Origin of the sequence: Glycomyces luteolus, assembly GCF_027622875.1 — a bacterium.
In the GTDB taxonomy this organism is placed as follows: Bacteria; Actinomycetota; Actinomycetes; order Mycobacteriales; family Micromonosporaceae; genus Glycomyces; species Glycomyces luteolus.
In genome coordinates this window covers 94,163-116,052 of the sequence record NZ_JAPZVP010000008.1, presented here as the reverse complement: position 1 = coordinate 116,052, position 21,890 = coordinate 94,163, and the positions used below count along the sequence as shown (strand labels likewise).

The window sequence follows — 21,890 nt, the reverse complement described above, 5'->3', positions numbered from 1 at the left end:
AGGAGACTCCCCATGCAGCCCACCGCACGCAGACGAATGCTCGCCGCCGCGCTCGCCGCGGCCCTGGCCTGGACCCTCTTCCAGATCGCGATCCCCGCCCACGCGCAGCAGTCCGTGAACGTCGCCCGCTCGGCGACCGCCTCGGCCTCCTACACCTCCTCGTGGGAGTCCGTCGCCGCCGTCAACGACGGCATCGAGCCGCCCGGCTCCAACGACACCCAGAACCCGCGCTGGGGCACCTGGCCCCAGACCGGATCGCAATGGGTGCAGCTGACCTGGGCGACCCCCGTCACCGTGTCCTCTTCGGACCTCTACTTCTTCGACGACTCGTTCAACTCGGGCCCCGGCGGGGTCAGGGTGCCCGCCAGTTGGCGCATCGAGTACCTCACGAACGGCGCCTGGACCGCCGTGAGCGGCGCCAGCGCTTACGGCGTCAACGCGAACGCATACAACCACACCAACTTCAACGCCGTCACCACCACCGCGCTCCGCGCCGTCCTCCAGAGCGGGACCGCCTCCGTCGGCGTCCTCGAATGGAGGGTCTGGGGCCAGGGCTCGGCCACCCAGGCGGGCAACCCGATCGTCCGGAACATTTACACCGCCGACCCGGCGACCCTGGTCGTGGGCGACACCATGTACGTCTACTCGGGACGCGACGAGGCCGCCTCGAACCAGCAGGCCTTCGTGATGGACGAGTGGCACGTCTTCTCCTCCAAGGCGCCCGACAACGACCCGGCCGCGTGGACCTCGCACGGCGCCAAGCTGTCCCTCTCCACCTTCGCGTGGGCCGGGGCCAACGCGTGGGCGTCCGAAGTTGTCCAAGGCCCTGACGGGCGCTACTACTGGTTCGTCTCCGTGGACGGCAGCACCGACAACGGCTGGATGAACATCGGCGTCGCGGTTTCCAACAGCCCGCTCGGCCCGTTCGTCGACGCGATCGGCGGTCCGCTGATCTCGGACTCGACCCCGAACTCCTCGGCGCTCAACATCGACCCGACGGTGTTCATCGACGACGACGGCCAGATCTACCTCTACTGGGGCTCGTACTGGCAGCCGCGCATGGCGAAGCTCAACCAGGACATGACCTCCCTCGCCGGTCCGGTCACGACCCCCCAGGGCCTCACCGATTTCTGGGAGGCGCCGTGGATGTTCGAGCGCAACGGCACCTACTACATGGCCTACGCCTCCAACGGCGGCTCGGGCTGCGTCACCGACTCGGCGTACGCGTGCATCCGCTACGCGACCGCCTCGAACCCGGCCGGGCCGTGGACGCACCGCGGCGTGGTCCTCGGCCAGGTCACCTCGACCACGAACCACCCGGCGATCGAGCAGTTCAACGGCCAGTGGTGGATGGTCTACCACACCGCGGACGCGCCGGGTGGAGGGAACTTCCGCCGGTCGGTCGCGATCGACCCGCTCTATTTCAACGCCGACGGGACGATGCAGCAGGTCGTCCAGACTAGGGGAGCTTGATGCATCTGAACCGTCGCAACGCACTCCGCTTGGGCGCCTTGGCGTCAGCGGCCGCGCCCGACGCCTGGTCGATCCGGCCGTTCGGGCTCGGCGACGTGGCGCTCGACGACTCGATCTTCACCGCCAAGCGCGACCGGATGCTCGGCTACGCCAAGGGATACGCGGCCGAGCTCGGCGAGCTCGCCGGGCCCGACCGGATGCTCTACAACTTCCGCGCTGCGGCCGGACTGTCCAACCCGGACGGTATCGAGCCGCCCGGCAGCTGGGACAACGAGACGGGCTATCTGCGCGGCCACTACAGCGGGCACTTCCTGTCGATGCTCGCGCAGGCCTGGGCGGGCACGGGCGACCGTGCCTACAAGCGCAAGCTCGACCATTTCGTAGCTGGCCTGGGCGAGTGCCGGGACGCGTTCGCCGCCGCGGCCGCCGTGGCGACGCCGCGCGTGGAGGGCCGGAGCGGCACCGCCGTGCGGCTCACCGGCTCGCCCATCGGGCACGCCGAGCACCTCGCGCTCCCGGCCGGGCTCGTGGACGGCCTTACCGCCGTCACCGTAGCCACCTGGATCAAACCCGGCTCGGCCGACCGCTCAAAGCTGCCGGACCCGTACGCCGACCCGGCCCCGCTCGCCAACGGCGTGAAGGTCTTCGACTTCGGGGCCGACGCGAACGCGCACATGTACCTCACGATCCGCGCCGACAACGCGAACCCGTTCCCGCGCTTCGCGGTCACCACCGGCGGGGCCACCGCCGAGCAGCGGGTGACCGCGGCGGCGCCGCTCGCAGAGGGGGAGTGGACGCACCTGGCTGTGACGCTCGGGGGCGGCACCGCCGTCCTGTACGTGAACGGCACCGCCGCAGGCTCCGGCCCGGTGACGCTGGCCCCGGCCGATCTCGGTGCCACGGCGGCGAACTGGATCGGCCGCGGGCAGTTCCCGCAGGGACTCACCCAGTACCTCAACGCCGATATCGACGAGTTCCACGTGTTCGGCACCGCCCTCGGCGCCGAGCAGGTCGCCGCCCTCGCGGCTGGGGAGGGCGAAGGCGGTGACCTGGCCGCCTACCGCTTCGACGACGAGCCCGGTCCCTTGTGCGCCGACGCCTCCGGCAACGGCCGCGACGCCGTGCTGATCGGCCCCTCTGACGGCAACCGCCACGCCGGTTTCATCGCCGCGTATCCGGAGACGCAGTTCATGCGGCTAGAGGAGTTCGCGACGTACGGCGGCAACGCCGGGATCTGGGCGCCGTACTACACCACCCACAAGATCATGGCCGGTCTCCTTGACGCCCACCGCCTTTCGGGCAGCACGGCGGCCCTGGAGCTGGCGACCGGACTCGGCGACTGGATCCACTCGCGACTGTCCAAGCTGCCGCGCGAGCGCCTGGACCGCATGTGGTCCATCTACATCGCGGGCGAGTACGGCGGCATGAACGAGAGCCTGGCGAACCTCGCCCAGGCGCGGCCCGACCGGCCCGAGTACCTGGAGACCGCGAAGCTCTTCGACAACACCGCGCTCCTGCAGGCCACCGTCGCCGGCACCGACCTCCTCGACGGCAAGCACGCCAACCAGCACCTCCCGCAGTTCACCGGCTACCTTCGCATGCACGAGCAGGGCGCGGGCGAGGACTATCGACGCGCCGCGGAGCAGTTCTTCGACATGGTCGTGCCGCACCGGCTGTACGCCCACGGCGGCACCGGGGTCGGCGAGATCTTCCGAAAGCGCGGGGTGATCGCCGGGTCGTTGTGGCAGTACCCGAACGACCCCAACCACGCCGAGACCTGCTGCGTCTACAACCTCCTCAAACTGGCGCGGAACCTGTTCTTCCACACCGGGGACCCGAAGTACATGGAGTACTACGAACGGGCGCTGTACAACCAGATCCTCGGCTCGCGCCACGACGAGGACAGCACCGAGGACCCCGAGGTCACCTACTTCGCGCCGGTGCGGCCCGGCCGGTGGCGCGATTTCGGCAACACCGGCACCTGCTGCGGCGGCACCGGCATGGAGAACCACACGAAGTACCAGGACTCGGTCTACTTCGCCGCGGCCGGGGACGAGGCGCTCTACGTGAACCTCTACATGCCCTCGACCCTGGCCTGGGGCGGCGTCACGGTCGTGCAGACCACGGACTACCCGTTCGAAGGCGCGAGCCGCCTGACCGTGCGCACCCGCCGCCGCGCCGCCTTCGCACTCAAGCTCCGCGTCCCCTCCTGGGCCGAGGAGTTCAGCGTGAAGGTGAACGGCCGCATCCAGGACCTCGACACCGCCCCCGGCACCTACGTCACTGTCAGCCGCACCTGGAGGAGCGGCGACACCGTCGACATCGCCATGCCGCTGCGCCTCCATACCGAAGCGGCCCTTGACGATCCCGGCATCGAATCGGTCTACTACGGACCGACGCTGCTGGCGATCCAGCACGAGCCGGTCGGCGACGACCTCGCCACCGGCCTCATCGACCTCGCCGTCGGGGATGACCTCTCGGCGTTCGAGCCGACGGGCGAACCGCTGCACTTCACCGCCGGCGGCTACACCTTCGCTCCCTTCCACCTCGGGAACCGCGATCCGTACCACCTCTACTGGCGGCGGCGATAGCCACCGCCGAACCCCTTTGATCCCTTACACAGAGGAGACCGGAAATGAGCATCGACAAGCGCCCCTCACGAGCTCTGCGTGCGGGGGCGGCGGTCGCCGCGGCGGCGCTGTTCGCCGCCGCGTGCGGCGACGGACGCCCGAACGGCGGCGGCGGTGACGAGGTCGTCCTCGAAGGCGTCGACGACGGCACCACCCTCACCATGTGGACGCGTGCCGCCACCGAGGCCCAGTCGCAGGCCCTTGTGGACGCCTACAACGCGAGCCACGAGAACCAGATCGAGCTCACCGTGATCCCCACGGACGACTACCAGACCCGCGTCGGCACCGCCGCGGGCAACCAGGAGCTGCCCGACCTGTTCGCCCTCGACGTGGTGTTCGCCCCGAACTTCACCACCGCCGGGGCCTACCTCGACATCACCGACCGCATCGATTCGCTCGAGTTCAAGGACGCCCTCGCACCCTCGCACCTCGACGTCGGCACCGTGGACGACCGCCAGTACCTGGTGCCGCACACGCTCGACCTCTCGGTCCTGTTCTACAACAAGGACCTCTACACGCAGGCCGGACTCGACCCCGAGAAACCGCCGACCACCCTCGCCGAGTTCGCGGAGCAGGCCCGCGCCGTGGACGCCCTCGGCGGGGACGTGAGCGGCACGTTCTTCGGCGGCAACTGCGGCGGCTGCTTCGTCTTCACCTGGTGGCCCACGCTCTGGGCTGAAGGCGCGGAGGTCATGAACGAGGAGGGCACCGAATCCCTCCTGGACTCCCCTGAGGCGCAGGAACTCTACGCGACCTACCGGGGCCTCGTCGAGGACGGCGTCGTGGCCCCTGGCCACAACGAGGAGACCGGCGCGACCTGGGTCTCGCTGTTCCCCGAAGGGAACATCGGCGTCATGCCGATGCCCTCCACCATGCTCGGCCTCATGCCCGAGGACATGAACATCGGCGTGGCGCCCATCCCGGGCCTCACCGGCGGCCAGTCGACGTTCGTCGGCGGCGACTCGATCGGCATCAGCGCCAACTCCGAGCACCCGAACCAGGCGTGGGACTTCCTGCGCTGGAGCCTGGAGGAGGAGCAGCAGGTCGAGATCCTCGCCGCCAACGGGGACGTCATGGCCCGCACCGACCTCGGCGACAACGAGTACTACGCGGACAACCCGAACGCCGTCATCGTCAACGACCTCGTCGGGGTCGGCCGCACCCCGTACTCGCTGCACTTCGGCCAGACCTTCAACGACCCGCAGGGGCCCTGGCTCCCGCTGGTCCGCGAGGCGGTCTACGGCGATCCGAACGCCGACCTGACCGCCCTCAACGAGGACGTCACGGCCTCCCTCTCGAGTTAGCGAGGAGCAGACTCCATATGCGTTACTCGCGCAAGCTGGCCGGCGCCCTCTACGCCGCCCCCGTGGCGGTCTTCGTGCTGGTCTTCTTCGTCGCGCCGCTGCTGCTGGTCGGGCGCATGTCCGCGTCCGACTGGCCGCTGCTGGCCGGCGACCTCGGCATCAACATGCCGGACAACTACGCCGGGATCGCCGACAACCCGCTGTTCTGGCCCGCTGTGGGCTTCACGCTCAAGTACACCGGTATCGTCGTGGTCCTCCTCATCGGACTCTCGCTGCTCCTGGCGCTCATCGTCGCCGACCGCCGCAAGGGCACCGGGTTCTTCCGCACGGCCTACTTCCTGCCCACCACCCTCGGACTCGCCTCGGCCTCGCTGCTGTTCTTCGGGTTCTACAGCCCCGCCATCGGCCCGCTCGACCCGCTCCTGGAAGCGCTCGGGGCGGATCCGGTCTCCTGGCTCGGGACCCCCACGGCCGCACTGTGGTCCACAGTGGTCCTCATTGTCTGGAAGTTCGCCGGGTTCTTCATGATCATCCTGCTGGTGGGACTCCAGTCGATCCCGCCGGACGTCTACGAGGCCGCCCGCCTCGACGGAGCGAACCGCTGGCAGTCCTTCCGGCACGTCACCGTCCCGCTGCTGCGCCCCGCGCTCGGACTCGTCCTCATCCTGTCCGTCACGGGTTCGCTCCTGGCCTTCGACCAGTTCTTCATCCTCACCAAGGGCGGGCCCGACAACTCCACGGTCACCGTCGTGCAGCTCATCTACCGGGAGGCCTTCCAGCGCTTCGACCTCGGCGCCGCCGCCGCGATCTCCGTGGTCGTGCTCGCCGCGCTCGTGGTGATCAACATCGGGCAGCTCCGCGCCCTCAGAAAGGACCACCAGTGAGCACCAAGCTATGGAGCACTTCCTATTACGTGCTCGCCGGAGGCCTGGCGGTCCTGTTCCTGTTCCCGCTGATCTGGACCGGCTACGCCTCGGTCGCCCCCGCCGGGGCCACCAACCAGCAGGACGGCTTCGGCTTCGGCAACTACGCCAGCCTCCTCGACTACGACGCCGGACTCGGCCGCTACCTGTGGAACAGCACCTACGTCTCGGTGCTCACCGTCGCGTTCACGCTCGCGCTGTCCGTCCTCGGCGGCTACGCGTTCGCGCGGTTCACCTTCCGCGGCAAGGACACCCTGTTCATCGTCACCCTCGCGATCCTCATGGTCCCGTACTCGACCCTGCTCATCCCGCTGTACTCCATGCTGGGGGACCTCGGCCTGCGCAACACCCTCACCGGGCTCGCGCTGGTCCTCACCCTCTACCAGCTGCCGTTCGCGGTGTTCATGATGCGCATCTCGTTCGAGGCCGTGCCGAAGGAGATCGAGGAGTCCGCGATGTGCGACGGCGCCGGCACCTTCGGCGTCCTCACCCGCATCATGCTGTTCGCGGTGTGGCCGGGCCTCATCACCGTGGGCCTGTTCTCGTTCCTCGCCGCCTGGAACGACTTCATCGCCCCGCTCATTCTCGTCAGCGAGGCCGACAAGGCCGTGCTGCCGGTGGCCATCGCCAACCTGCGCCAGCAGTCGATGGGCGCCATCGACTTCGGGGCGACGCAGGCGGGCGTGGTCGTCATGGCACTGCCGTGCCTGGTGCTCTTCGCACTGCTCCAGCGCCACTACGTCCGAGGATTCATGTCAGGAGCGATCAAAGGATGACGACACCAGTGGTACCCGGGAGCGGGACGCTTCGGCCGCTCGGCCTCGACGAAGTCCGCCTCACCGGCGGGCACTGGGGTGAACGCCAGGCCGTCAACGCCGCCAACACGATCGGGCACTGCCTGCACTGGCTGGAGAAGGTCGGCTGGATCGACAACTTCACCAGGGCCGCCACCGGCGCGCCGTTCGAGCGGGCCGGACGCGAGTTCTCCGACTCCGAGGTCTACAAGCTCGCCGAGGCCATGGCCTGGGAAATCGGCCGCACCGGCGACCCCGCCCTCGAAGCGCGCTTCACCGAGCTCGCCGCGGTCATCGGCGCCGCTCAGGAGGAAGACGGCTACCTCAACACCATGTTCGGCCACCCCGGCCAGCAGCCGCGGTACACCGAACTGGAATGGGGGCACGAGCTCTACTGCTACGGCCACCTCCTCCAAGCCGGGGTGGCGCGGCTGCGGTGCCACGGCGAGGACGACTTCACGCGGCTGTGCCGCCGCGCCGCCGACCACGTGTGCGACGTGTTCGGGCCCGGCGGCATCGAGCGGGTCTGCGGGCACGCGGTGATCGAAGCGGCCCTCGCGGAGTTCGCCCGCGCCACCGGCGAACCGCGGTACCTGGAGCAGGCGCGGCTGTTCATCGAGCGGCGCGGCACGCACACCCTCGGCGACGGAGGCTTCGGCCGGGCCTACTACCAGGACGACGTGCCGGTCCGCGAGGCCGAGGTGCTGCGGGGGCACGTCGTGCGAGCGCTGTACCTCGCCGCCGGGGCGATCGACGTCGCGGTCGACACGGGCGACGAGGAGCTGCTGGAAGCCGTTCGCGCCCAATGGGGCGCCACGGTGCGGCGCCGCACCCACCTCACCGGCGGCATGGGCTCGCGCTACATCGACGAGGCCTTCGGGCCGGACTTCGCACTGCCCCCGGACCGGGCCTACTCGGAGTCCTGCGCCGGAGTGGCGGCCGTGATGACCGCGTGGCGGCTGATGCTCGCCACCGGCGACATGGGCTACGGCGACTTCATCGAAAGGGTCGCGTGGAACGTCCTCTCCGGAGCCGCCGCCCCGGACGGGACGGCGTTCTTCTACGCCAACCCGCTCCACGTGCGCACCGCCGACGAGGAACCGCCCCGCGACAGCGCCCTCTCGCACCAGGCGGCTCGCGGCCAGCGCGCCCCCTGGTACGACGTGTCGTGCTGCCCTACCAACCTGGCGCGCACCTTCGCGCAGTTCGCGGTCTACCTGGCCACGGCCGACGACTCGGGGATCCAGCTCCACCAGTACGCCCCGGGGTCGATCGACACGGTCGTCGGCGGTTCGCGGTTCGCGCTCACGGTGGCGACCGCCTATCCGGAGGACGGCACTGTGGTGGTCCGCGTGGAATCCAACCAGGGCAGTGAACGCACCGTCTCGCTCAGGGTGCCGGCCTGGGCCGAAGGCGCCACGCTCACCGGCCCGGACGGCGCCACCCGCGCGGTCGAGGCCGGCGGCGCGGCGACCGTGACCGCCGTTTTCGAGCCGGGGGACGAGATCCGGCTGCACCTGCCGGTGTCCGCGCGGTGGACCGCGCCGGACCCGCGCATCGACGCCGTGCGCGGCTGCGCGGCCGTCGAACGCGGCCCGGTGGTGCTGTGCGCCGAGTCGATCGACCTGCCTGGAGGTGCGGACGTGGCGGAACTCACGGTCGACGCGTCGGCGGCGCCGATCGAACGCGACGGCCGCGTGTACGTGTCCGCGCACGTCCACGACCGCGACGGCGACTGGCCGTACGGTCCGGCCACACCGGACGACGAGGGCAAGTCCGCCGAGGTCGCGCTCATTCCCTTCCACCGCAGGGCGACTCGCGGCCCCGCGTCCATGCGGGTATGGCTGCCGGTCGACTGACCGGATTGGGCTGGTGCGACCCGGAATGCGGGGGCACCGGCCCCGTTCGTGTTACAAACCGGAAATGTCCAGCGGAAGGTCGCACCGGGAGTCCAAGTGCCGCATGGCCATGCACCCTTAGGATGAGGCCGTCGGGTGGGTCGGACGGAGACGAGGAACCGAATAATGATGGAGCTGCTGGATTACCTGGGCACGGCGGAGCATGCTGCCGAGCGGGGGGTTGAAGTGATCCGGGCGGGGTTGGGCCGCGAACGCTCCATCAGCGGCAAGGGCGACCGCGATTTCGCCACGGACGTCGACTACGCCGTGGAGGACGCGGTGCGCGCGTTCCTCGGCCAGGAGACTCCCGAGATCCCGCTGCTGGGGGAGGAGCGGGGCCGCTCGGGGGACTCGGAGTCCCACTACGAATGGGTGCTCGACCCGATCGACGGGACCATCAACTTCGCGCACGGATCGCCGCTGTTCGGCGTCTCGCTCGCATTGATGCGCAACGGGATGCCGGTGGTCGGCGTCGTCTACGCGCCGATGTCGGAGGAGCGCTTCAGCGCCGCCCTCGGCCACGGCGCGGCTTTGAACAAGCAGGCCCTGCGCGCCTCCGGGCCCTCGGATCTCAGCGAAGCCGTGGTCGCCATGGGGGACTTCTCGGTCGGCCTCGACGCGGACAAGCGCAACCTGCGCCGCCTCGCCGGCCTGCAGCGGCTCGTACCGAAGGTGCAGCGGATCCGGATGCTCGGCACCGCGGCCCTCGACATGTGCTGGCTCGCGGCGGGCCGGGTCGACGCGGTCATCCACGAGCGCATCAACCTCTGGGACGTGGCCGCGGGAACCGTGATCTGCCGCGAGGCGGGCGTGCTCGTCACCGACCTCGACGGCGTCGACTACGGCGACGGGGCCGTGTCGGTGCTCGCCGCCGGACCGGACATCCACCGCGCGCTGCTCACCGAACTCGGCTGAGCCGCAGACACGTCGACGCCCGCCGCCTGGACTTCAGGCGGCGGGCGTCGTTACGTTTGCTGAGCAAGGGGCGCGTTGTGCGGCGAGCGCCCGCTCGCCTGTCCTTTACGCGGCGAGCGGGCGCTCGCCTGTCCTTTATGCGGCGAGCGCCTGCTCGTCGTAGGCCTTCCGGGCCTCGATGATGTCGGGCTGGTGGCGCTCGGCCCATTCGAGCAGGCCCGTCAAGTGCCCGTACAGCTCCCGTGCGCTCGGGGTCGCGCTGTATTCGACCTTCGGCGGCACGGTCGGGTAGACCGTGCGCTCCAGCAGGCCGTCGCGCTCCAGGTTCCGCAGGGTCAGGGTCAGCATCCGGCGGCTGATGCCGGGGACCGAGCGCTCGAGCTCGGTGTAGCGCACCGGCTTCCGGATGGCCGCGACCAGGATCGACACCGACCATTTGCCCGCGACCCGGTCGATGATCTGGACGATGGGGCAGGCCTCGGCCTGCACGTCGGACTTCGGCAGCACGCAGTCGTCGTCGTTCATCGAGCTCTCCCTGTCCTGGACCGAGACCCAAGGCATCTATGTCGCACGTCACAACCAGGGAAATGGCCGATCGACCTGGACAGGAACATTCCTGTACCCCCTGGCACATGAAAGTGCCTTCTTACGGATTCCTCCATTGGAACACATGATTACCCCAGGAACAAAACGTTCCCCATGCGGCGCCGCTGAAACGGCCCTTCCAAGAGGAGACCTCCGATGTCACCCATTGCAGCGCAAAGCCTTCGCACCCGCTGGCTCGCCGTGATCGCACTCGCGGCAGCCCAGCTCATGATCGTCCTGGACCAGAACATCGTGAGCATCGCACTCCCGGCCATCCGCGAGGACCTCGCGTTCAGCCAGGCGAACCTCGTGTGGACCGTCAACGCCTACGTGATCCCCTTCGGAGGCCTGCTGCTCCTCGCCGGAAGGCTCGGCGACCTCATCAGCCGCAAGCAGGTCTTCCTCGCCGGGCTGGCCCTCTTCACCCTCGCCTCCGTCGCGGCGGCGCTGGCCGACTCCCAGGGCTTCCTGCTGACCGCGCGCTTCGTGCAGGGCATCGGCGGCGCCATCACGGCCGCCGGGCTCCTGGGCATGATCGTCACGATCTTCCCCGAACCGCAGCACCAGGTGAAGGCCATCGGCGTCTACGGCTTCGCCTCCGCCAGCGGCGGCGCCCTGGGCAGCGTCATCGGCGGCGTGCTCACCGAGACGCTCGGGTGGGAATCGGTCTTCTACGTGAACCTCCCGTTCGGCCTCGTCGTGGCCGCGCTGGCCTGGAAGCTGCTCCCGACCGACCGCGGCATCGGCCTGAAAGCCGGAGCCGACGTGATCGGCGCGGTGCTCGTGACCTCCGGCCTCATGCTCGCCGTCTACACCCTGATCGAGACCGAGCGCTACGGCCTGACCTCCGCCCGCACCCTCGGCCTCGGCGCCCTCTCCATCGCGCTGCTCGCCGGGTTCTTCGTCCGCCAGGCCAGGGCCGCGTCGCCGCTGATCCCGCTGCGCATCCTGTTCTCCCGCAACGTGGCCGGGGCGAACGCCGCCCAGGCGCTCATGGTCGGCGCCGCCTTCGGGTTCATGTTCTTCACCGTCCTCTACCTCCAGCAGGTGCTCGAGTTCGCGCCGCTGGCGGCGGGCCTCGGGTTCCTGCCGGCGCCGATCGTGATCGCGGTGGTCTCGATGGCGCTCGCCCCGCGGCTGCTGACCCGCTTCGGCGCCCGCCCGATGGTGCTCACGGGTCTGGCGCTCATGGTCGCCGGCTTCATCCTCTTCGCCCAGATGCGGGCCGACGGCAACTACCTCGTCGACGTCCTGCCCGGCATGGTCACCGCCCCGCTCGGTTTCGGCCTGGCGATGCCCGCCCTCATGACCCTCGGCATGGCCGACTCCAAGCCCGAGGACGCCGGGGTGACCTCCGGCCTGTTCAACACCGCCCAGCAGGTCGGCGGCGCGGTCGGCCTCGCCGTCATCAGCACCGCGGTCTCGGCCCGCACCGGCACGCTGCTCGACGGCGGTGCGGCACAGGCCGAAGCCCTGACCGGCGGCTTCCGCCTCGGCTACGCCATCGCCGCGGGTCTCGCGGCGGCGGCCCTCCTCATCGCCGTCACGGTCATCAAGGCCCGCAAGTCCCACGACAGCACCACCGAACCGGTCCCGGTCGCCATCGGCTAGGGGAGGACACACGCCCGGGGCCCGCATCCGCGATGGATGCGGGCCCCGGGCGTAGGCGCGTCTAGAGGTCGACGACGGCCCGCTTGGCGGCCTCGGCCACGATGAGGTCGGCCGTCGTTTCGGCGGTCAGCTCGCCGGAGTCCAGCCACCAACCCAGTTCGCCTAGTTCGCGGCGCATGTTCCTCGCCAGCGGTGAGAAGTCGTAGTCGACCTGCTCCTGGCGCGGCCGGCTGGCATTGCGTTCCCGCGCGACCTCGATCGAGGGGGAGAGGACCACGAGCATGAGCGGCCGGGCGAGCAGCCGCCCGGCGATGAAGCCCAGCTCTTCGCGGGTCTCGATGACGTGGTCGATCACCGGAGTGAACCCGGCTGCGGCGAAGTTGTCCGCCACCGAGCACACGTTGACGGCCCGAAGCTGCAGCTGACGTTGCCCTTCCGGCCCGGGATTCCAGTTCCCCTGCTCGTCGAGCAGGTTCGCCCAGCCGCTGACCATCATGTGGGCCATCACATCCGCGTCGATCCGCGCCGACCGCGGCAGCCGCTCGGCCACCAGCCGCGAGACCGTGGTCTTGCCCGCTCCCGGCGTTCCAGTGATGATGAGGCATCCGTCCATGGGCTCATCCTGGCGGGGTCGGCACCCTCGCCGCAAATGGATTCTCAGTCGGGGAGCATGATGGCCCAGGCGGGGACGTGATCGGTGAGCCAGACGCCGTTCTCCGACTTGTAGAACGTATGGCCCGATCCGGCCATGCGCGCGGCGTCGATCACGAGGACGACGGGGTCGCCGCGTCGCGAACCCACCTTGACCGCCGTCTCGCGGTCGGGGGAGAGGTGCACATGGTGCCGGTTCATGGCCTTGAGGCCCTCTTCGCGGATCGTGGGGACGAATCCGCCGGCGGTCCCGTGGTAGAGCACGGGCGGCGGCGCGGCAGGGGTGAGATCCAGGTCCACATCCACCGTGTGGCCCTGGTTGGCCCGGATCCTCCCGTCCCGCACGGCGAACCGCTGCTTGTCGTTGAGCGCCACGACCTCTTCGAGCTCTTCGCGGGTGACGTGGAAGTTCCGGTCGGCAAGGGCCTTCAAGAGCACGTCGACCTCGACCCAGCCGTGCTCGTCCAGTTCGATCCCGATCCGGCCCGGGTCGTGGCGCAGATGCCGTGACAGGTACTTGGAGACCTTCACCAACCGCCGTTCGTCCACTTCGCTCTCCCGTTCCCTCCGAAAGGAAGGACAGACTATCGCGGAGGCGCTACAGCTGCGTCGCCGCGAAGATCAGGACCAGCGCGGGGAACAGGCCCTGCTTGAGCGCCGCCGAGGCCATCGACCGGTCCTTGAGCACGAGCACGAGCGCCGCGCCCAGCATCGAGCCGCACGCGAACACGATGAGCGTCATGCCGACGGCCGCATCGGCCTGCACCACTGCGACGCCCAGGAGCGCCCCGATCGCGAGGAACAGGTTGTACCAGCCCTGGTTGAACGCCCAGGAGCGAACGGTCTCCACGTTCTCTGTCGCGACGCGGAACACTCCGCGGTGCACTTTGGGGTCGGAGAAGCGCAGGCACTCCATGACCCAGATGTAGACGTGCACGAGGCCGGCGAGGGCGGCGAGTATCTGGACTGCGATCAACATGGACACCATTCTTCCCGACTCGGCGCGGCGGTGTCTCCGGTCGGGTCCGAACGAGTCTCAACCCTCGTCGAGCACGAACAGGTCCGGCGGGACGAGGGTGCGCGTGCGCAGCAGCTCGGTGACGAGGTTGTGGTTGAGCATGTTGCCCACCGGTTCCCCGACCTCCTCGCGGGTCAGGCCCGGCACGCCCGCAGCCGAGAGGCGCTTGCGCACGCCGGCCACGAGGTGCTCGGCCTTCTTCGGCCGCCAGCCGCCGCCGGGCCGCAGCTCCGCGAGTTCGGCGGCGACCTGCTTCCACGACACCGGCTGCGGGTAGGCGTCGTGGAGGAGGTACCGCTGGGCGAGGCACACGAGCGCGAGCCGCTCGTCGGCGTCGAGCTTCCAGGGCTTGTCCTTCAACGTGGACGCCTCGGGCGCGGGCGTCGGCAGGCGCCCGTCGACGCCGGCCACGTACACCTCCACGAGGTGGCGCCGCCGCGCCGTGCCGCTGATGAACACCGGCGTGTAGCCGGTCTCGAGCGGGTAGGCCTCGTCCTCGGGGAACAGCATCCGCGCGCCGGGCAGCTGGAGCGGCAGGTGGCCGGTGTTGGCGAGCCACCAGTGGTCGCCGCGGCGCGAGAGGCGTCCGTGGCTGCGGCTGACGCGGCGGTCGTCCTCGCCGACGCAGACGTGCACGTCAGGCCGGTTGCGTCCGAACAGGACGAACCGCTCCTCCTTGGGCCGGAAGCGGACCCCGCCGGAGACGGAGAGGGCGTAGATCGTGCCCGGCTCGGATTCGGGCACGCCGAACGCGAGGCTGGCGTGGCTCGCCGGCAGCGGCTCGAGGCCTTCGACCTGGGGTATGTCGGTCATGTCGACCTCCTTTCCTGCGTACGAGCCTGGCACGGGGCTTCGGGACCCGTCCCGAGCCGCCTCGGCTGCAACTGCGATGTAGTCGAATCGCCAAGCGCCGCAAGGCTATGCGTCCGGCAGGGCCTCGGCCGCGGGCCCGGCCATGGCCACGGCGAGGTCGCACAGCTCCTCCTGCGAGTCCTCATCAGTCCCGAGCACCCAGATCCGAAGGTTCTCGGCGGTGATGGTGCCGTCCTCCTCGGCGCTGGGAAACTGGCGGTAGATGACGCTCACCAGGCACGAAATGTCGTCGGCCCAGTGGTCGCCCTCGTTGTACGCGGGCAGGCCGGCGAGTTCGAGGCGCTCGCCGTCGTCGGCCTCCGGGGGGTCGTCGCGGTCGAACAGGACACGCACCATCGTGTCGCTGGTCGTGCTGACATACCAGCAGCTCCAGCCGCCGAAGCCTTCCAGCGGATCGTCGGCGGCGACGCCGGGGAAGTGTTCGAGCGCTTCGTCGTCCAGGAGCTCGCAGGCGTCCAGGTGGAACAGCGACGCCGGGTCCTCCTCGTGTTCGCGTCGCGGCAGCGGGCCCTCCTCGAGCACGGCGATGGCGGCGTTCGCGGCGGTGTCGATGATGGGGCAGATGTCGGTGTTCTCGCCGGGGTCCTGCTTGGCGTACATCTCGACGAAGTGCTCGCCGTCGGGGAAGATCAGCGTCCGCATGCACTTGTCGTGCGTGCCCTCCTCGGTGACGAGGCCGAAGTCCCCGACCATCGAGACCTCGCCTTTCTGGAGGGGGTCGCCGTTCGTCTCGTAGAAGTACAGATTGAGGTCGACGCCGCCGGTGGCGTTCTCGATGCGGAGGTCGCAGCTCTCGAACGGACCGTTGTCGGCGTCGATGTCGGTCGGCCCGTAGACGCCGAGCGCCGCTTCGTCCCAGAGCGCGCAGGGGTCGGCGGTGATCTGGTCGCCGACGAGGTCCCACGGGTCCAGTTCGGGTGGGTCTTCTTGCGCCGCTTCGGAACCGGTGTCGCGCATGCCGTTCCACACGGCCGCGGTGAGCACCACGAGCGCCGCCGCGGCGGCACCCGCCCAGATCCACGACCGCCGCGGGCGCCCCGCGGCCCCGATGGCGGTCTCGCCGCCGATCCTGCCGAGTTCGACCCGGGCCTCGCCGACCTTGATGCGGCGCTTCGGGTCCGAGTGGAGCAGCCGGTCGAGCAGGGGCTCGAGCGCTCCAGCCCGCTTCGGTTCGATCCGGTCGCCCTGGGCGGTCCGCCACAGCAGCGAGTGCGCGTTCCCCTCGCCGAACGGCGAGGTGCCTTCGACCAAGTGGAAGACGGTGGCGCCCAAGGAGAAGACGTCGGCGGCGGGGGTGAACTTCCCGCCCCGCACCACCTCCGGAGCGACGTATCCGGGGGTGCCGGTGACCGCGCCGGTGCCGGTGAGGGTCGGCTCGGCGTGCACCTGCCGGGCGATCCCGAAATCGGCGAGCTTCGCGTGCCCCTGCTCGGTGACCATGACGTTCGCGGGTTTGATGTCGCGGTGAAGGATCCCTTTGGCGTGCACCGCCTCCAGGCCCCCGGCGAGCTGCGCGCCGTAGCGCGCCGCGGTCTCGGCCGGGACGGTCCCGGCCTCCGCGAGGGTCCGGCCGTCGACGTACTCCATGACGATCCACCAGTCGCCGTCCTCCTCGACGGCGTCGTAGACCGTGACCACGTTGGGATGGTTCACGCTCGCGAGGACCTCGGCCTCGCGCCGGACCTTCGCCGCGGCGGCCGCGTCGCCGCCGCTCAGGGCCCGCTTGAGCGCCACCGACCGCTCGCGCAGCCGCAGGTCGGCGGCACGCCACACCTGCCCCTGGCTGCCCGAACCGAGCCGCTCCTCCAACCGGTACCGATCGCCCACAACCTGCCCAGCGCGCAACCGTCTCTCCACTCCTGAAAGCCGAATCGCCCCCGTGTGTCGCGCTCCACATTAACGCACCGAAGCGACACAAACCCGGCCTGCAAGCGACGCTCATGTATCAGCCGCCGCTGTGCCGAGGAGCACGTCCCCCAGTATTTGCACTCAGTGCGTCGTTGCACTTAGTGTAATCACTATGTCCGTGAATCCCGAGGCCGTCGACCGGCGTGCCGCCCTGAAAGCCAAGAGCCGCAAGGCGATTCTCGACGCCGCCGCAGCGCTGATGCGCGAGCGCCGCTCCACGAACTTCTCCGTCGACGAACTCGCCGCCGCCGCAGACGTCTCCCGCCGTACCGTCTTCAACCACTTCGACTCCCTCGAAGCCGTGGTCACCGCCGTCGCCGGGCACATGCTCGTCGACATCGTCGACGCCATGGAGGCCGAGGCCGCCTCCGGCGACGGCGCGACCGTCCTCGACGACCTCGCCGCAGCGGCCTCCGCCGACCACCTGGTGCCCACCGTCGCCTACCTCATCGAGATCCTCGGCGGCGTGCCGGAGCACCCGGACGAGCGCGGCGCCGTGCTCATGCAGCGCGCCCTCGCCCTCTTCACCGCCCAGATGCCGGCCGCCATCACCCGACGCCATCCGCACGTCGACGAACTCGACGTGGCGCTCCTGGTGGCCGCGTACAGCGGTGGCCTCCTCGGCCTCGTCGAGCGCTGGGCCGCCGCCACCGGCGGCACCGACACTCCCGAATCCCAGCGCCTCTGGAACGACCTCCTCGCCCGCCTCGTCCTCGTGCTGCGCGAACCCGCGGCCTGACCACCAACACCCGAAAGGCCGAAATGGCTGAGTCCCTGTACCGCGTGGGCCGCTGGTGCGCCCGCCGCGCCAAAACCGTCATCGCCGCATGGGTGCTGCTGCTCGCCGCGGCGGCGGCCGCATACGCGCTCTTCGGCGGCGCGCTGACCACCGCGTTCTCCATCCCGGACACGCCCACCGAGGCCGTCACCGAGCAGCTCGAAGACGCCATTCCGGCCGCCGCCGGAGGCTCCGGCAGCATCGTCCTCAGCACGAGTGACGGCGAGGCCTTCACCGCCGAGCAGCAGGCGCAGATCAGCGGTCTCGTCTCCCGCGCCGCCGAGGCCGACGGCGTCGAGACCGCCGTCGACCCCTTCGCCACTGAGGCCGAACGCGCCGCGCAGGCGCGGGCCGTCACCGACGGCCGCACCCAGATCGAAACGGCCCGAGCCGAACTCGATGCCGCGCAGTCCCAGCTCGACCTCGCCCGCGAGCAGATGGGCGACACCCCCGAGCTCGACGCGCAGCAGGCCCAGCTCGACGCCGGGCTCGCCGACCTCGAGACCCGGTCGGCCGCACTCGAACAGGGCGCGACCCTGCTCGAGCTCGCCGAAGGCATCACCATGGTCGCCGAGGACGGCAGCGCCGCCGTCGTCTCCATCGCCTTCACCGCACCGCAGATGGAGGTCGCCCCCGAGACCAAGGCCGCCGTCACCGACCTCTTCGACGACAACCCGATCGACGGCGTCGAAGCCGACTACTCCTCCGACATGCTCGAATCCGTGCCGAGCGTCTTCGGCGCCGGCGAGGTCGCCGGCCTCGTCGTCGCGGCCGTCGCCCTGATCGTCATGCTCGGCACCCTCATCGGCGCCAGCCTGCCGCTGCTCACCGCGCTGGTCGGCGTCGGCGTGGGCGCCATGACCACCATGTCGCTCTCCGGCGTGATCGACATGGCCTCGGTGACCCCGGTCCTCGGCCTCATGCTCGGCCTCGCCGTCGGCATCGACTACGCGCTGTTCATCGTCAACCGCCACCGCCGCCAGCTCAAGGAGGGCTACGACCTCGAGGAGTCGATCGCCCTCGCGACCGGCACCTCCGGCAACGCCGTCGTCTTCGCCGGAGCCACCGTCCTCATCGCGCTGGCGGCCCTGAACGTCACTGGCATCCCGTTCCTCGGCCTCATGGGCTCGGTCGGCGCGCTGTGCGTCGCCGTCGCCGTCCTCGTCGCGGTCACGTTCGTCCCCGCCCTGCTCTCCTTGGCGGGCATGAAGATCCTTCGCCGCTCCGAGCGCGCCGCACTGGCCGCGGAGCACCCGACCGCGGCCGAGGGCGCGCCCGCCGTGAAGGCCATGCCCACCCCGGGCGCGCTCCTGCGCGTGCTCGTCGGCATCGGCGCGCTCCTGGTCGTCGCGATCCCCGCGATGGACATGCGCCTCAACCTGCCCGACGGCTCCTCTGAAGCGCACGACACCACCCAGTACCAGGCGTACGCCACCGTCGCCGAGCGCTTCGGCGAAGGCCGGAACGGGCCGCTGCTCGTCGTCGCGACCCTCCCCGGCAGCCCCGATGCAGCCCAGGCGCAGGCCCTGCAGATCCAGATCGCGCAGGCCCTCGCCGACGAGGACGGGGTCGTCGCCGTCGCCCCGATCGGCGCCTCGGAAGACCGCACTGTCGCGGCTTTCCAGGTCCTTCCCGAATCGGGCCCCACCAGCGAGGCGACCGAGGCGCTCGTGCACACCCTGCGCGGCCTCGACATCGACGGAGTCGACTCGATCGGCGTGGCGGGCAACGCGAGCGGCAACATCGACATCTCCGACAAGCTCGCCGACGCCCTCCCGGTCTACCTCGGCGTCGTCGTCGGCCTGTCGCTGCTCATTCTCATCCTGGTGTTCCGCTCGATCTTCGTGCCGATCGTCGCCACCCTCGGGTTCGTGCTCAGCTACTTCGCCGCGCTCGGCGGCGTGGTCGCGATCTACCAGCGGGGCTGGCTCGCCGACGTCTTCGGCGTCGACAGCCCCGGGCCGATCCTGAACTTCCTGCCCACCCTGCTCGTCGGCATCCTGTTCGGACTCGCGATGGACTACATGCTGTTCCTCGGCTCGGGCATGCGCGAGGCCTACGCGCACGGCGTGCCCGCCCGCCTCGCGGTCGTGCACGGCCTGCGCGCCGGGCGCTCGGTCGTGACGGCCGCCGCGATCATCATGATCGCCGTCTTCGGCGGGTTCGTCTTCTCGCACTCGGCGATGATCCGGCCCATCGGCTTCGCGCTCGCCTTCGGCGTGCTCGTCGACGCGTTCCTGGTGCGGATGCTCATCATCCCGGCGCTCATGCACCTCTTCGGCGACAAGGTCTGGTGGCTGCCGAAGTGGCTCGACCGCCTGCTCCCGGACGTCGACGTCGAAGGCGCCGCCCTCGAACGCCGCCACCCGCACGCCGCCGAGCAGCGCGAGAGAGCATCGGTCTCCTAGAGCGAGGCCAGCCTCGGGATCGCCGCCGCGAGGAGCGCGCGGACGTTCCCGAGGTTGGCCTCGAAGACCGCGAACACCGCCTCCTGGGTCACCGGCTCGACCTCCGGGTCCTCGTCGAGACCGGCGTCGTAGTCGGTGACCAAGGCGATGCCCGCGAACGGGATCCCGGCTTCGGCGGCGAGCGAGGCCTCGGGGGCCTGGGTCATGTTGACGACGTGCCAGCCGGAGTCGCGGTGCGAGCGGGACTCGGCGCGGCTGGAGAACCTGGGGCCGTTGACGACCACGACGGTGCCGCCGTCGACCGCGGTCACGCCGACCTCGGCCGCCGCGTCGAGCAGGACCCGCCGGAGCCGCTGGTCGTACGGTTCGCTGAACGGCACGTGGACCGGCCCGTCCTCGAACTCGTCGTAGAACGTGCCGGGCCGACCCCACGTGCGGTCCACGACCTGGTCGACGACGACGAACTCGCCGGGCCGGATCTCCGGCCGCAGCGAACCGGCCGCGAACGGGGAGATCAAGGCGCGCACGCCGAGCGCCCGCATGGCGTCCACATTGGCGCGGTAGTTGACCTTGTGCGGCGGGAAGCGGTGGCCGGTGCCGTGCCGGGGGAGGAACGCCACCCGCACGCCGCCGACATCGGCGATGGTGACGGGCGCACTCGGTGCGCCCCAAGGGGTGTCGACGTCCACGGTGACGGCCTCATCGGCGAAGGCGTAGAAGCCCGAACCGCCGAAGACGCCGACATCGGCCTGGCTCTGATCGTTCAATCGCTGCTCCTCAATGTGCGGCGGACGCGCGCGAGCTGCGCCCGCATGTCCTTGACGGCCTTGAACGTCCCCGCCGCGGTGCCGGTGACCTTGCTCCGGCCGACCCGGGGCCGGTAGGGGACCCGGACCTCGGCGACGCGCCACCCGGCGAGCCCGGCGCGCAGCACCATCTCCAGCGGCCAGCCCGAACGCCGGTCCGCCAGGCCCAGTCCCAGGAGCGCTTCGCGGCCGGCGGCCCGCATCGGGCCGATGTCGGAGACCTCGGCCCCGGACAGGCGCTTCACCTGCCTCGCGAGGTAGCGGTTCGCGAGCCGGTTGTGCGGCGCGAGCGCCCCGGGCTCGGCATCGCGGGCGCCGAGCACGAGGTCGGCCTCCCCGTCGAGCACCGGATCGCACACCCCCGGCAGATCGCCCGGATCGAGCGAGGCGTCGCAGTCCATGAACGCGACCACCGGCGCGGTCGCCGCCGCCAGCCCCGCGTAGCAGGCCGCCCCGAAGCCGCGCCGCGGCTCGGACACGACCCTCGCGCCGAGCTCGGCCGCGACCGCCGCCGAACCGTCCGCGGAGCCGTTGTCGACCACGATCGCCCTGTACCCCTTGGGCATCCGCTCCAGCACCCACGGGATCGCCTCCCTCTCGTCGAGCACCGGCAGGATCACGTCCACCATGTCCGGCTCGAGGAGGTCGCGCACCGCGCCCGCCGTACGCGACTGCGGCACCAGCGCCGCGATCGCGCGGGCGTCCGCGGCATCGTCGAGATCGCGCAGCACCGGCAGCGCCGCCGGACGGAACCCCAAGGCCCGCAACCGCTCCAACTGCCGCCGTCCGGTGTCGTCACAGCTCATCGGCACGCCCGCGAACGCCTCGGGATGCGGCTCGCCGAGCCCGATCGCCCACCAGCCGCCGTCCTCGGCGAGCCCGAGCGCCGACCCGTGCTCGACCGCCGCCGCCAGGCCCTCGTCGAGCAGCCCGGGCGTGACCTGCGGCGTGTCCATGCCGATCTGCAGGCCCGGCCCGCCCGCGAACGCCCACGCCGCCGCCAGCCGCTCATTGAACGAACCCGGCACCTGCGGCACGACCTCGAAACCCTCCGGGAGCCACGGCCCCGGCTCGCCGTCGAGCGCCACGATCAACCGGTCCGCCCCGCATCCGGCGACCGCTTCGAGGGTGTCGGCGAGCGCCGCCTCCGCCACCGCCGCCGCCTCCACAGTGGTCAACGGAGGGGAGAGCCTGGTCTTCACCCGCCCCGGGACCGGGGCCTTCGCCAGAACAAGGAGATGCGACTGCATGCGGCCGATGCTATGCGCAGCGAGGGCCCTTCGGGGCCGTGAAATCTTACGGTATGCGAAAGTCT

Annotated in this window: 18 protein-coding genes; 10 read left to right on the top strand and 8 right to left on the bottom strand. The window is 70.5% G+C overall.

What is annotated here, in order from left to right; all coding sequences use genetic code 11:
- The first annotated feature begins 12 nt into the window (after positions 1–12).
- The 7 genes from O1R50_RS12040 (at position 13) to O1R50_RS12010 (ending at position 9,937) form a co-directional block, all read left to right on the top strand.
- Positions 13–1,473, top strand: a complete 1,461-nt coding sequence (locus O1R50_RS12040) for a family 43 glycosylhydrolase (protein ID WP_270110286.1) — start codon at positions 13–15, stop codon at positions 1,471–1,473.
- Complete coding sequence (locus O1R50_RS12035; RefSeq protein WP_270110285.1) at positions 1,473–4,064, top strand: beta-L-arabinofuranosidase domain-containing protein; 2,592 nt, start codon at positions 1,473–1,475, stop codon at positions 4,062–4,064. Before O1R50_RS12040 ends, O1R50_RS12035 begins: the two co-directional genes overlap by 1 nt.
- 44 nt (positions 4,065–4,108) lie before the next feature.
- Positions 4,109–5,407: an ABC transporter substrate-binding protein gene (locus O1R50_RS12030; RefSeq protein ID WP_270110284.1), complete on the top strand. Its 1,299-nt coding sequence runs from the start codon at positions 4,109–4,111 to the stop codon at positions 5,405–5,407.
- A 17-nt stretch (positions 5,408–5,424) separates the two neighbouring features.
- A complete protein-coding gene (locus tag O1R50_RS12025) occupies positions 5,425–6,291 on the top strand; it encodes a carbohydrate ABC transporter permease (RefSeq protein ID WP_270110283.1) in 867 nt (288 codons plus the stop codon).
- Positions 6,288–7,106, top strand: a complete 819-nt coding sequence (locus O1R50_RS12020) for a carbohydrate ABC transporter permease (RefSeq protein WP_270110282.1) — start codon at positions 6,288–6,290, stop codon at positions 7,104–7,106. Before O1R50_RS12025 ends, O1R50_RS12020 begins: the two co-directional genes overlap by 4 nt.
- Complete coding sequence (locus tag O1R50_RS12015; protein ID WP_270110281.1) at positions 7,103–8,983, top strand: glycoside hydrolase family 127 protein; 1,881 nt, start codon at positions 7,103–7,105, stop codon at positions 8,981–8,983. The genes O1R50_RS12020 and O1R50_RS12015 overlap by 4 nt, the downstream gene beginning before the upstream one ends.
- Positions 8,984–9,148: 165 nt before the next feature.
- Positions 9,149–9,937 carry an inositol monophosphatase family protein gene (locus O1R50_RS12010; protein ID WP_270110280.1) on the top strand — a complete coding sequence of 263 codons (789 nt, stop codon included), beginning with the start codon at positions 9,149–9,151 and terminating at the stop codon, positions 9,935–9,937.
- 135 nt (positions 9,938–10,072) lie between these two features.
- Here the strand turns inward: O1R50_RS12010 and O1R50_RS12005 are convergent, their stop codons facing one another.
- Positions 10,073–10,462 carry a winged helix-turn-helix transcriptional regulator gene (locus O1R50_RS12005; RefSeq protein ID WP_270110279.1) on the bottom strand — a complete coding sequence of 130 codons (390 nt, stop codon included), beginning with the start codon at positions 10,460–10,462 and terminating at the stop codon, positions 10,073–10,075.
- Between the two features lie 216 nt (positions 10,463–10,678).
- Between O1R50_RS12005 and O1R50_RS12000 the strand changes: the two genes are divergently transcribed.
- Positions 10,679–12,133: an MFS transporter gene (locus O1R50_RS12000; RefSeq protein ID WP_270110278.1), complete on the top strand. Its 1,455-nt coding sequence runs from the start codon at positions 10,679–10,681 to the stop codon at positions 12,131–12,133.
- A 61-nt stretch (positions 12,134–12,194) separates the two neighbouring features.
- Here the strand turns inward: O1R50_RS12000 and O1R50_RS11995 are convergent, their stop codons facing one another.
- From O1R50_RS11995 to O1R50_RS11975, 5 genes are all read right to left on the bottom strand, one after another.
- Positions 12,195–12,746 (bottom strand): AAA family ATPase, encoded by a 552-nt coding sequence (locus O1R50_RS11995; protein ID WP_270110277.1) that lies wholly within the window; start codon positions 12,744–12,746, stop codon positions 12,195–12,197.
- A gap of 44 nt (positions 12,747–12,790) precedes the next feature.
- On the bottom strand, positions 12,791–13,333 hold the full coding sequence (locus O1R50_RS11990) for an RNA 2'-phosphotransferase (RefSeq protein WP_270110276.1): 543 nt from the start codon (positions 13,331–13,333) through the stop codon (positions 12,791–12,793).
- A 49-nt stretch (positions 13,334–13,382) separates the two neighbouring features.
- On the bottom strand, positions 13,383–13,763 hold the full coding sequence (locus O1R50_RS11985; RefSeq protein ID WP_270110275.1) for a DUF1304 domain-containing protein: 381 nt from the start codon (positions 13,761–13,763) through the stop codon (positions 13,383–13,385).
- Between the two features lie 57 nt (positions 13,764–13,820).
- Positions 13,821–14,615, bottom strand: a complete 795-nt coding sequence (locus tag O1R50_RS11980; protein WP_270110274.1) for an FHA domain-containing protein — start codon at positions 14,613–14,615, stop codon at positions 13,821–13,823.
- 105 nt (positions 14,616–14,720) lie between these two features.
- On the bottom strand, positions 14,721–16,520 hold the full coding sequence (locus O1R50_RS11975) for a serine/threonine-protein kinase (protein WP_270110272.1): 1,800 nt from the start codon (positions 16,518–16,520) through the stop codon (positions 14,721–14,723).
- A gap of 175 nt (positions 16,521–16,695) precedes the next feature.
- On the opposite strand from O1R50_RS11975, the gene O1R50_RS11970 reads away from it, so the two are divergent.
- Complete coding sequence (locus O1R50_RS11970) at positions 16,696–17,322, top strand: TetR/AcrR family transcriptional regulator (protein WP_270110271.1); 627 nt, start codon at positions 16,696–16,698, stop codon at positions 17,320–17,322.
- Between the two features lie 23 nt (positions 17,323–17,345).
- Complete coding sequence (locus O1R50_RS11965) at positions 17,346–19,769, top strand: MMPL family transporter (protein ID WP_270110270.1); 2,424 nt, start codon at positions 17,346–17,348, stop codon at positions 19,767–19,769.
- On the opposite strand, the gene O1R50_RS11960 is transcribed toward O1R50_RS11965, so the two are convergent.
- A complete protein-coding gene (locus O1R50_RS11960) occupies positions 19,766–20,536 on the bottom strand; it encodes an S-methyl-5'-thioadenosine phosphorylase (RefSeq protein ID WP_270110269.1) in 771 nt (256 codons plus the stop codon). The two genes, O1R50_RS11965 and O1R50_RS11960, sit on opposite strands and share 4 nt — an antisense overlap.
- Positions 20,533–21,825: a glycosyltransferase family 2 protein gene (locus tag O1R50_RS11955; protein ID WP_270110268.1), complete on the bottom strand. Its 1,293-nt coding sequence runs from the start codon at positions 21,823–21,825 to the stop codon at positions 20,533–20,535. Before O1R50_RS11955 ends, O1R50_RS11960 begins: the two co-directional genes overlap by 4 nt.
- Positions 21,826–21,890 lie beyond the last annotated feature (65 nt).

Excerpts from the sequence above, each read along its gene's own strand:
- O1R50_RS11995 (WP_270110277.1), bottom strand. The coding sequence starts at position 12,746 with ATGGACGGATGCCTCATCATCACTGGAACGCCGGGAGCGGGCAAGACC.
- O1R50_RS11965 (WP_270110270.1), top strand. The coding sequence starts at position 17,346 with ATGGCTGAGTCCCTGTACCGCGTGGGCCGCTGGTGCGCCCGCCGCGCC.
- O1R50_RS11970 (WP_270110271.1), top strand. The coding sequence starts at position 16,696 with ATGTCCGTGAATCCCGAGGCCGTCGACCGGCGTGCCGCCCTGAAAGCC.
- O1R50_RS12005 (WP_270110279.1), bottom strand. The coding sequence starts at position 10,462 with ATGAACGACGACGACTGCGTGCTGCCGAAGTCCGACGTGCAGGCCGAG.
- O1R50_RS12035 (WP_270110285.1), top strand. The coding sequence starts at position 1,473 with ATGCATCTGAACCGTCGCAACGCACTCCGCTTGGGCGCCTTGGCGTCA.
- O1R50_RS11985 (WP_270110275.1), bottom strand. The coding sequence starts at position 13,763 with ATGTTGATCGCAGTCCAGATACTCGCCGCCCTCGCCGGCCTCGTGCAC.
- O1R50_RS11980 (WP_270110274.1), bottom strand. The coding sequence starts at position 14,615 with ATGACCGACATACCCCAGGTCGAAGGCCTCGAGCCGCTGCCGGCGAGC.
- O1R50_RS11955 (WP_270110268.1), bottom strand. The coding sequence starts at position 21,825 with ATGCAGTCGCATCTCCTTGTTCTGGCGAAGGCCCCGGTCCCGGGGCGG.
- O1R50_RS12025 (WP_270110283.1), top strand. The coding sequence starts at position 5,425 with ATGCGTTACTCGCGCAAGCTGGCCGGCGCCCTCTACGCCGCCCCCGTG.
- O1R50_RS12000 (WP_270110278.1), top strand. The coding sequence starts at position 10,679 with ATGTCACCCATTGCAGCGCAAAGCCTTCGCACCCGCTGGCTCGCCGTG.
- O1R50_RS12040 (WP_270110286.1), top strand. The coding sequence starts at position 13 with ATGCAGCCCACCGCACGCAGACGAATGCTCGCCGCCGCGCTCGCCGCG.
- O1R50_RS12010 (WP_270110280.1), top strand. The coding sequence starts at position 9,149 with ATGATGGAGCTGCTGGATTACCTGGGCACGGCGGAGCATGCTGCCGAG.
- O1R50_RS12015 (WP_270110281.1), top strand. The coding sequence starts at position 7,103 with ATGACGACACCAGTGGTACCCGGGAGCGGGACGCTTCGGCCGCTCGGC.
- O1R50_RS12030 (WP_270110284.1), top strand. The coding sequence starts at position 4,109 with ATGAGCATCGACAAGCGCCCCTCACGAGCTCTGCGTGCGGGGGCGGCG.